This is a genomic window from Streptosporangium sp. G11, from assembly GCF_051192615.1.
In the GTDB taxonomy this organism is placed as follows: Bacteria; Actinomycetota; Actinomycetes; order Streptosporangiales; family Streptosporangiaceae; genus Streptosporangium.
In genome coordinates, this window is sequence record NZ_JBPJUQ010000150.1 from 1 (window position 1) to 9989 (window position 9989).

The 9989-nt window shown below is 66.7% G+C and carries 10 protein-coding genes and 1 pseudogene; 8 read left to right on the top strand and 3 right to left on the bottom strand.

Going from position 1 to position 9989, the window contains the following annotated elements; genetic code table 11:
• Positions 1–361: 361 nt before the first annotated feature.
• Positions 362–544: pseudogene (locus ACSDR0_RS47705) on the bottom strand (transposase); the annotation flags it as partial.
• Positions 545–744: 200 nt separating this feature from the next.
• Here ACSDR0_RS47705 and ACSDR0_RS47710 point away from each other — a divergent pair.
• Both ACSDR0_RS47710 and ACSDR0_RS47715 read left to right on the top strand, forming a co-directional pair.
• Positions 745–1956: an IS110 family transposase gene (locus ACSDR0_RS47710; protein WP_435295625.1), complete on the top strand. Its 1212-nt coding sequence runs from the start codon at positions 745–747 to the stop codon at positions 1954–1956.
• 408 nt (positions 1957–2364) lie between these two features.
• The gene (locus ACSDR0_RS47715; RefSeq protein ID WP_435295626.1) at positions 2365–3123 is read left to right on the top strand and encodes a MerR family transcriptional regulator; all 759 of its coding nucleotides are present in this window, start codon (positions 2365–2367) and stop codon (positions 3121–3123) included.
• Between the two features lie 231 nt (positions 3124–3354).
• Here the strand turns inward: ACSDR0_RS47715 and ACSDR0_RS47720 are convergent, their stop codons facing one another.
• On the bottom strand, positions 3355–4002 hold the full coding sequence (locus ACSDR0_RS47720) for a TetR/AcrR family transcriptional regulator (RefSeq protein ID WP_435295627.1): 648 nt from the start codon (positions 4000–4002) through the stop codon (positions 3355–3357).
• A gap of 115 nt (positions 4003–4117) precedes the next feature.
• Between ACSDR0_RS47720 and ACSDR0_RS47725 the strand changes: the two genes are divergently transcribed.
• Positions 4118–5083, top strand: coding sequence for an alpha/beta hydrolase family protein (locus ACSDR0_RS47725; protein WP_435295628.1), 966 nt, complete (start codon positions 4118–4120; stop codon positions 5081–5083).
• A gap of 43 nt (positions 5084–5126) precedes the next feature.
• Here the strand turns inward: ACSDR0_RS47725 and ACSDR0_RS47730 are convergent, their stop codons facing one another.
• Positions 5127–5432, bottom strand: a complete 306-nt coding sequence (locus ACSDR0_RS47730) for a LysR family transcriptional regulator (RefSeq protein WP_435295633.1) — start codon at positions 5430–5432, stop codon at positions 5127–5129.
• 213 nt (positions 5433–5645) lie between these two features.
• On the opposite strand from ACSDR0_RS47730, the gene ACSDR0_RS47735 reads away from it, so the two are divergent.
• The 5 genes from ACSDR0_RS47735 to ACSDR0_RS47755 all read left to right on the top strand — a co-directional run bounded on the left by ACSDR0_RS47735 (position 5646) and on the right by ACSDR0_RS47755 (position 9965).
• On the top strand, positions 5646–6308 hold the full coding sequence (locus ACSDR0_RS47735) for a hydrolase (protein ID WP_362692617.1): 663 nt from the start codon (positions 5646–5648) through the stop codon (positions 6306–6308).
• Between the two features lie 408 nt (positions 6309–6716).
• On the top strand, positions 6717–7586 hold the full coding sequence (locus tag ACSDR0_RS47740; protein ID WP_435295629.1) for a CPBP family intramembrane glutamic endopeptidase: 870 nt from the start codon (positions 6717–6719) through the stop codon (positions 7584–7586).
• Positions 7587–7872: 286 nt separating this feature from the next.
• Positions 7873–8826, top strand: coding sequence for a CPBP family intramembrane glutamic endopeptidase (locus tag ACSDR0_RS47745; RefSeq protein ID WP_435295630.1), 954 nt, complete (start codon positions 7873–7875; stop codon positions 8824–8826).
• 300 nt (positions 8827–9126) lie between these two features.
• Complete coding sequence (locus ACSDR0_RS47750; protein ID WP_435295631.1) at positions 9127–9429, top strand: transposase; 303 nt, start codon at positions 9127–9129, stop codon at positions 9427–9429.
• Positions 9429–9965, top strand: coding sequence for an IS3 family transposase (locus ACSDR0_RS47755; protein ID WP_435295632.1), 537 nt, complete (start codon positions 9429–9431; stop codon positions 9963–9965). Before ACSDR0_RS47750 ends, ACSDR0_RS47755 begins: the two co-directional genes overlap by 1 nt.
• Positions 9966–9989: the final 24 nt, after the last annotated feature.

Consider the following 9989-nt stretch of genomic DNA (forward strand, 5'->3'; position numbering starts at 1 on the left):
TACCGGGTGAAGCGCCTCGCGAACGGACGGATCGCACCGAGATCCAGGCTCATCCAGATCCCGAAGTTCTCGACCCGTACCGTCAATGTCTGCTCCCTCAAGTGGCCCGGGCGCCCGTGACTCCGGGCCGCCTTTCTTGCGTCGGGCCCATGTCGCGGGGCAGGATCTGGCCGGACTGGGCGTAGGCGGCGTCCTAGGTGGCGTCCTAGGTGGCGGGGACGTACTCGTCCTTGATGCCGAGCATGTGCGCGGTCACCTGCCAGACGTGCAGGTACGTCTCCGGCTCGGCGGGCCGGACCGGCACCTTCCACTCGATCATCTTGCGCATGGCGAAGGTGGGCAGGGTGTGCCAGGTGACAAGCGGGTCATGGGAGCCCTGCAGCTCTCCGGTGAGGAACTCCAGGCCGACGCCAGCGCGGGTGTCCCACTCGCGGCTTCGGTAGCCGTTGCGTCGGTTGGTGCGTTCCTCGCTGCGCATGCCGTACTCAGCGCCGCACACACCGTCGGCCTCGGCCGACACCGGCGTCTCGGCCATGGTCTTCACCGTAAGTTGTTAAGCGGTCCGGGAGGGCCGGGTGTGGCCGATGTGTCTTCTGCCTTCAGTGGCTTCCATGGAGTGGCCGCCCGGCTCTCCGGGACGCCCTGACCGCTGATTGAGATGTGCGTTTCAGTCGCTGTTTACGGAGATGACGGCAGGGTGCTCCTCGGGCCAAAGACAGGTTCCCCGGTGGTGAGGAGCGGTGCATGGAACACGCACAAGGGCTGCGGCCCCGAGTCTGGGTTGGGATTGATGCCGGCAAGTCTCATCACTGGGGCGTCGCCGTTGATGAGAACGGCACCCAGATCTGGTCGAAGAAGATCGCCAACGATGAGGCTGCGATCGTGGAAGGGATCGGCGAGGCGCTGAGCCTGGCGCAGTCACTGCAGTGGGCGGTCGACATCCGCGGGAACTCCTCCGCGCTGCTGCTGGCGGTGCTGGCTGCTCATGGCCAAAAGCTGGCATATGTGCCTGGCCGGACCGTTCACCGAATGGCCGGGGCCTATCGAGGTGAGGCCAAGACCGATGCTCGCGATGCGTATGTCATCGCTGAAACTTCCCGGTTGCGGCGTGATCTCGCCTCGATCGACGTGCCCGCGCAACTGGTCGCCGATCTGGCGTTGCTGACCGGCCATCGCAGCGACCTGGTGGCCGACCGTGTCCGGATGGTCAACCGGCTGCGGGATGTGCTCATGGGCATCTTCCCCGCGCTGGAGAGGGCTTTCGACTACTCCGCGCACAAGGGTGCGCTGGTGCTGCTGTCGGGTTTCCAGACCCCGGCCGCGCTGCGCCGGCGTGGGCAGGTCCGGGGCGAGGCGTGGCTGCGCAAACGTGGTGTCCGGGCAGCAGGACAGGTCGCGGCCACTGCACTGGAAGCGGCAGACGCCCAGCGCTCCACCCTGCCCGGCGAGAGCATCGCTGCACAGATCGTTGCCGATCTAGCAACCCAGCTGCTGGCCCTGGACGAGCGGGTCAACAAGCTCGACAAGCAGATCACCGAGGCGTTTCATACCCACCCACAGGCGCAGATCATCGAGTCGATGCCCGGCATTGGTGCCACCTTGGGGGCGGAGTTCATCGTTGCCGCAGGTGAGATGGCCACCTACGCCGACGCCGGCCACCTGGCCTCGGCCGCGGGATTGGCTCCAGTGCCCCGCGATTCAGGACGCCGCACCGGCAATCTTCATCGCCCGAAGCGCTATAGCCGCCGCCTGCGCCGTGTCTTCTACCTTTCCGCTCAGACCAGCATCGTCAGGGAAGGCCCGAACCGCGACTTCTACCTGAAGAAACGTCGTCAGGGCTTCAAGCATGTGCAGGCTCTGATCGCCCTGGCCCGACGACGGGTGAACGTACTGTGGGCCCTCCTGCGAGACGGTCGGCTCTTCACACCCGCTCCGCCGGTCATCCAGGCCCCTTGACTTCTCCATTGAGACTCCATGGATCGCAACAGATCCGGATCGCCCTGCCGGATCTGCTCCGCCAGCCACCCGGCGGGGTCCACACTGTTGTTCACGGTCATCGCTCCGTGCTCCTTCGATCTTGGTTTAGCAACCTGAAGGATCACGCGACGGCCGTCCTCATTTCACGACGCCACGCCTGCCACCTGGGAAAACTCGCACATCACCTCCGTGGACGCAACCGCATCCGCTGTGCTATCGTGCCCGCGAGGACCGATAGGAACACAGTGTCGAGAACTCTCCTGTGGACTTGACTCGACGGTGGGATCACGTCAAATCCCGTGGACCCGCATCGGGATCATCGCGTGGACCTCCAGGCGTCGGCCACGACATGCATCCGTGTCCGATGTGATCCAGGAAGGGACAGACATGGCCTGGAGCACCCGAGAACTCGCCGAGCTCGCCGGCACCACGGTGAACACCATCCGGCACTACCACCGGCTCGGCCTGCTCGAGGACCCGGAGCGCCGGTACAACGGATACAAGCAGTACGGCGTACCGCATCTTGTCTGCCTGCTGCGCATCCGCCGCCTTGTGGAGCTCGGGGTGCCCCTGTCCGAGATCGGCGTGGCGACGTCGAACGGGGACGTTCCCCTGGAGGTGTTGCGCCAGGTCGACGCCCAGCTCGCCGCCGAGATGGAGCGCCTGCGCAGGGCCCGCTCCGACATCGCCGTCATTCTGCGCGATGGCGTGCCGGCTGACACCCCGGCGGGCTTCGAGTCCGCCGCTGGGCACCTGTCCGCGGCCGACACCTCCCTCATCCACGTCTACACCCGGCTGTATGACGACGACGCTCTGAAAGACCTGCAGCGCATGACGGAAACCGACACCGATCCCGTCAACGCGGAGGTGGACGCCCTTCCTCCGGACGCGGACGAGGCCACCCGGCAGAGCCTCGCCGAGAGACTTGCACCGCTCATCGCCCAGAACCTCATCGACTATCCGTGGCTGAACAACCCTGCCGAGCGCCTGTCCAAGAGTGAGCACGCCACTCAGCAGACGTTCATCGACGCCGTAACCGCGCTCTACAACACCGCACAGATCGACGTGCTCACCCGGGCCAGCATCCTCGCGCACCAGCAACTGGGCCTCGCACAGGCGGCCGAGGACGACACAAATCCCGCTTGACTCCTCCCGTCGGGCCTGCACCCGCCCGCGAGCTCGCCGACCACAGCGCTGCCACAGCGGCGGCCGCGCAGCCGCCGTTGACCACCGGAGAGCGATCGCAACACTGGCGACTGCCACGCTGGAGCGGACGGCCGGCCCTGGCGCCGCCGTTTCTCCGATCAGCGAACCGACAACTCACCGATAGTGCAGCCGCCGGATCGAGTGCGACGTCCGTGATCGGTGTTCGGGTCACTATTTGTCGCGCGGCGGGTTGGAGTCGTCTTCCGGAGCGATCGTGTCCGAGCCGCGGCCGTGCCGTGCCCCGGTGAGCACCCCTGTCACCAGAAGGGCGGCCAGGCGGGCGGCGTCATAGTGGGGGTCGTTGCCGCCGCCGATGCAGAGGTTGCCGATGCCGCGCATGAGCATGTACCCGGACACTCGCCCGGTGGCCTCCGGTTCGAGCGCGGCGTCAAGCAGGGCGTCGCAGACCGGGACGAGCCGGTCGACGAAGTACTGATGCAGGGTATTCACGCCCTCCTTGTCGGACCCGAGAGCGCCGGCGAGCCCGTGCTTGGTTACGAGGAAGTCGACGAAGCCGGCCGCCCATCGCTGGAGGGCGACCCCGGGGTCGCCGGACTCACGCAGGAGTGAAGGGCCTGCTTCCGCCAGCGCTTCCACTTGGTGCTTATACACCGCCGCCACCAATGCGGGACGCGTGGGGAAGTGCCGGTAGATCGTCCCCATGCCCACCCCCGCGCGTTCGGCGATCAGCCGCACAGGCGCGTCCACGCCGTCCGTCACGAAAACAGCGGCGGCGGCCTCCAACAAGGTCTGTTCGTTGCGCCTGGCATCGACGCGCTTCGCGCGGGGTGTCGAGCCGGCAGGACCGGGAGTCGTCATGGGAACCTCCGTCGAGACTTGCGAAATGGAGCGCTGCTCCGTATTGTTTCGGAGCGACGCTCCGCTTAAATTGTCCTCGGCGGGGGCCCCGAACGCAAAGGACGAGTGATCCCCCATGAGTGGTACTCCCGCAACGGCCGACACCCCGATCGTCCATATGCTCGACGCCGTCGTCGGTCCCGGTGCCCCAGTCATCTCGATCGCCCCGGTGCGCCTCGACGCGCCAGGGCGAGCGCTCCCCCTCGATGTGCGCGTCTCTGCCCCCGTGACCGGGCAGCACCTGCCGGTGCTGCTGTTCTCGCACGGCAACGGGTGGTCGCTCGACGGATACGCACCCCTGACGGCCTTCTGGGCGTCTCGTGGGTTCGTCGTCGTCCAGCCGACGCACCTGGACTCCCGTCGCGACGGCATCGGGTTCGACGACCCCGGGTTCGGCCACGTCTGGACCGAGCGGCATGCCGACCTCGTGCGAGCCATGGACCAGCTCGAGGCGATCGAACGTACGGTGCCAGGCCTTGCCGGGCGGGTCGATCGGGACCGGGTCGTCGCGGCCGGACACTCCTGGGGCGCCCAGACCGTGCAGATGCTGCTCGGCGCCCGCGTCCTCGACAGCACGGGCAAGGCCGGCCAGGACTACGCGGACCGGCGCGTGCAGGCCGGCGTGCTGCTGGCCGCGACCGGGATCAGGGGCGAAGAGCTGCACCCGTTCGCCCAGGAGCACTTCCCGTTCATGAACCCATCGTTCACCGAGCTGACCACGCCCACGCTCGTGGTGGCCGGCGACCACGATCAGTCGAAGATGTCCAGCCGCGGCCCGGACTGGTTCACAGACGCCTACGCCCACAGCCCGGGCGCCACCGACCTGCTGACCCTGTTCGGCGCCGAGCACTCCCTGGGCGGCATCCCGAGCTGGGAAGCCGCCGAGACCACCGACGAGAACCCGGAGCGCGTCGCGGTCCTGCAGCGACTGACCACCGCCTACCTGCGCAGCGCGCTGGACCCGGCCGGTACCGGATGGGCGAAGGCCACCGCAGCGCTGGCTGAGACCGGTGCGGCACTCGGCCGAATCGACAGCAAGTAGCCCCGGGCACGTAGTCCCCAGCGCGATTAGTCCGACCGGGTCGTCAGCGACTGACCTGAGCCGCATCATCCCTCGCGCGCTGCGGCGCCGTTCCCCGAGGCGGATGCGCACGGATGGCGGTAATGCGCATATGTGTGAGGATGATCAGAGTCCGCCCCGCAGCGGTGAGCCCTACCCGACGGCTGGAGCGCACGAACAACGGCGTGTCGAGAATCTCCTCGAGCTTACGGATCTGATGGCTCAGGGACGGCTGGGAGATGTAGAGCCGCATGGCCGCGCGGCCGAAGTGCAGCTCCTCGGCCACGGCCAGGAAGTAGCGCAGGAGGCGCGGGCCAATATCGATGGACAGATCCTATCGTCGGGCGTCGGGACAAGTCCTGGACGCCCGCCATAGCGTCGGGTCACGCCACGGGAGGGACTCCGCCCCACTCCGCCGACGCCGGTCCGGCATGCCCGGAACCGGTCCCGGTCGGCGTGACCGAACGGCCTCCCGCACAGCCTGGCAGCTCTGAGCCTGCCCTTTCCTCTTGGCGATCGACCCCATCACACAGAAGGAATCATCGTGACGCGTACCCCAAAGGTCGGACTCGACGCACTGCTCACCCCCGAGGAGAGCGTCCTGGTGCTCATCGACCACCAGCCCTTCCAGGTCGCCAACCTCCACAGCCACGAACCGACGCTCGTCATCAACAACACCGTCGGCCTGGCCAAGTTCGCCAAGGTGTTCGGCGTGCCGACCATCCTGACCACCGTCATCGAGGAGCGGGGTGGCCACCTGATCCAGGCGATCCAGGACGTCTTCCCTGACCAGAAGCCGATCAACCGCACCTCCATCAACACCTGGGAGGACCGTCGTGTGGTCGAGGCCGTGGAGGAGACCGGGCGCAAGAAGCTGATCATCGCGGGGTTGTGGACGGAGATCTGCGTCGCCATGCCCGCCATTCACGCCCTCGCCGACGGGTATGACGTCTTCGTCGTCACGGACGCCAGCGGCGGGGTCAGCGCCGAGGCGCACGACATGGCGGTGCGCCGCATGGAGCGCGCGGGCGTCGTCCCGGTCACCTGGTTGGTCGTGTCCAGCGAGTGGCAGCGCGACTGGGCACGCGAGGAGACGGCCAACCAGCTCGGGCCGATCCTCTTCGAGCACGGCGGCGCCACCGGCGTCGCGCTCGCGTGGGAGCTGCAGCTGCTGGCCACGCCAACCACCGACGGTGCCGGCGCGTAGTCCGGTCTGTCGCTGAGCTGGAGGCGGTTCCGGCGCTCGTGGCGCGCCAGGCCGCCTCCTGTCTCAGACTTGACCCGGTCCCAAGGACACGGTTTCAACTGGGAAAGTGCCGAGATGCCTCGGCATTGCAGCCAGTACTCACAACGACGAAAGGTGGGCGTGTCACCATCCTCGCGGATATTGGCAGTGCCGCCCCTGGAGTGTGTGGATCGAGTGCGCGACGCTGAGCGGGACTGGTCTCGGAGCGTGTCCTCCACCTCAGATGCAACTGGCTCCTCGACGGCATCGGCGTCTGACGACTCACGCCATACCGACCTCGCGTCCACCCGTTAAGAACGTCTACCCATTAAGAACAGAGAGAACATGATGGAACACCCCATCACGCCTGTCGAGTACCACCGTGGGCTCGTGAGCGACAAACGCCGTATCGGGCGAGGCATCCTCGCCATCGCCCTCCTCCTCGGGGGCATGCAGATCTTCATCTTTGCGCTCGCCATCATCGCCACCCTCATCGATTCGGCGATCGGCACCGAGGCCAGGGAGGGGTACACCCCGCTCGTCAACGCCGCGGGGGCGTTGTCCGTGGCCCTCCTGATCCCGTGGAGCATGCTGATCCAGCGCTGGCTCTACGGCGTGCGCGGCGGGTCGCTGTCCTCGGTGCTGTCGCACTTCCGCTTCGACGTCTTCGGCCGCGCCCTCGTGGTCCTCCTTCCGGTGATTGTCGTGTTCCAGATCGTGTATTACTGGACGCCGTTGCCGCAGACGACCTGGGCATGGCACGACACCCTGCTTCTCGCCGCCACGGCACTCGTCCTGACGCCGTTCCAGGCCGCGGGCGAGGAGTACGGCTTCCGCGGTCTCATCTTCCGCGTCGTGGGCAGCTGGACGCGCAATGCTCGCCTCGGGCTCGTGCTCGCCATCATCATCTCGAGCGTGCTCTTTGCGAGCGTTCACTTCTCCACGAGCGGGTTGCTGAACCTCTGGTACATCGTCTTCGCGGTCGGCACCGCGTGGATCACCTGGCGTACCGGCGGGCTCGAGATCGCCGTCGTGCTCCATGCGGTGTACAACGCTACGCAGTTCGTCATCGACGCCGCGCTCCAGGTAGACCCGACCGTGGCTACCGACCGCTCCGCCGGCGCGATCGACCTGAGCGTCCTCATCCCTGTTCCGCTCGTCATTGGCACCGTCATCGTCGTGGCGATCCGTACTCGACGCACAGGGACGGTTCTGACGCCGAGGGCGGCAGGGGCTCCTGCGCAGACCTCGACTGTCTAGAGATCCCCGGATGCTCCGGGGGGCGCGGTAGTAAGCGGCCCAGTATTTCCTGCGGCCACACCGTTGACCGTTTGTGTTTGCCTCTACGGCAGATTTTCTACTCAAGAGCGGATCAATCGATCCCTCCTCAAGAAAGGTTGTTCATCGTGCGCACACCAGAGCCCTGTGGGCCCCAGAGCGCGGATCCCCGACCCGACCCCGCGGCACCCATCAGCCGGGCTGCAGCGGGGCAGGCACCAGTCGTCACGGGCGGCGACGGCGGATCGCGCTGGTCGGGAGCCGAACAGTGACGGGGCCCGTAGAGCAGGGCTACGCCGCTCCTCTTCACGCCGGTGACGCAGCCGTCGCACTGCCTGGAACACTGCCCGAACGTCCGTTCGGCGTCCACTTCCGCATGGCGCGCTGGAAGTCCCTGGTCGTCCTGATCGCGATACCGGCGATGCTGCTCCTGGTCCAGATCATCGTGTTCCAACCGGTCGTCCTGATCGAAGGCCCGGCAGACCCGAACAAGCCTGCACTCACACCGCTCACGATCGTCGCCACGGGCCTCAGCACCGCCATCACCGCGTTGCTCGCGACGATACTGGTCTCGAAGATGGCGAGGGTGCCGTGGCGGGCGGTGTTCCGTCACACCCGCACCTTCGACTGGCGCCGCGTCGGGGTCTATCTCCTCGGATCTGCGGGCCTGGTCGGTCTTACAACCATCGTGACGGCACTCATCGAGCCGGGGTCTACCGGGATGGGGGAATTCAAGATCGGGGCATCCACCGTCGCCATCCTCATCGCCACTCTTCTCGCCATCCCTCTGCAGTCGGCAGGTGAGGAGATAGTCTTCCGAGGAGCGGCCATCCCCGCTGCTGGCTCCTGGTTCCGTAGCATCCGTCTCGCCATGGCGTTCGGCATTATCGTCTCCGGAGCGCTCTTCGCAGTGGTCCACGTGTCCCTGGACCCGTGGCTCGTCAGCTATCTGTTCGTCTTCTCCGCGTGCACAGCGCTCATGGGCCTGATCAGCGGCGGGCTGGAAGCCGCGATGGCATTCCACGTCTCCAATAACGTTCTCGCAGGCATCGTGAATGGCCTCTTCGCAGGCGGTGGCCCGTCGGTGATCGACCGTGCCGTCGGCTCCGGGCCCGGCGCTTCCATCATCATCCTCATGGTGATGAATGTCCTGGTCGTCGTCATGGTCTGGCTCGTGGAGCGCGCCAAGCGCTCGAACTCGACGGCGCCTGGGAACCGCTGAGAGCACTCGAGCTCCGGCCGCCCGCGCCTCCCTACCGGGGCAACTCCAAGTGCGGTCCTGACCGCATTCGGGACAGGTGCCCCAGGTGCGAAGCACTCGATCGGCGCAGTTCCGGCAGATGTAGCCGTCCGGCCAACGTCCGGATTTGGGAGTGCCGGTCCGGTCTGCGGCCAGGGCGGCCTTGGCGGCCTGGATCGCCTCGATCGGGTCCGACTTGCCCTGGAAGCGGCTGATGTACTCCGGCTTTCGTGGAGTCGCTTTGGTTGACTTACATGCCTCCGCCCCCTTGGAGAGGTCGGCATGTCGAAGAGATATCCCCCTGAGTTTCGTCGTAAGGTCCTAGACCTGTTGAAGGCCGGTCGAACCGTCCGCCAAGTGGCCTTCGATCTACAGATCAGCGACCAGACGATCTACAACTGGCGCGAGCAGGAGCTGATCGACACCGGTCAAAAACCCGGCATCACCTCCTCGGACCACACCGAGTTGGTTGCGGCCCGGCGCCGGATCGCCGAGCTGGAGACCGAGCTGGCCGTGACCAGGCGCGCCGCCGAGCTGTTGAGAGAGGCGGTGCCCCCAAAAGGCGATTCGAGGCCATCGCGGTGATGGCCACCGAAGGGCTACCCATCCAGGTCTGCTGCCGGATCATGGACGTGTCGGAGTCGGGCTTCTACGCCTGGCGCAACCGTCCGCCCTCAGCCCGGACGCTCCGGCATGCCTGGCTGACCGATGAGATCCGGCAGGTGCACGCCGCATCCAACAGCGTCTACGGCGGCCGGCGGGTGCACGCCGAGCTCACCTTGGGGCGCGGCATCGCAGTCGGACACGGCGCGGTGGCCATGCCGATGCATCGCGCCGGTATCAAGGGGCTGCCCGGCAATAAGCGTCGCCGGCCTGTTCATCAGACACCCACCGCCGCGGATCTGGTCGAGCGCCAGTTCACCCGGGGCGCCCCCAACGAGCTGTGGGTTACCGACATCACCGAACACCCCACCCGTGAAGGAAAGGTCTACTGCTGCGTCGCCAGAGGACGTCTACTCCCGCCGGGTGGTGGGGTGGTCCATCGATGCCGGTCAGACCGCCACGCTGGTACTGCATTCGTAGATCTTGATTCGTTTGGCCCCGCCAGGGGACGTAGTTAGGCCATCGTCGGTGCGTGACGTGCG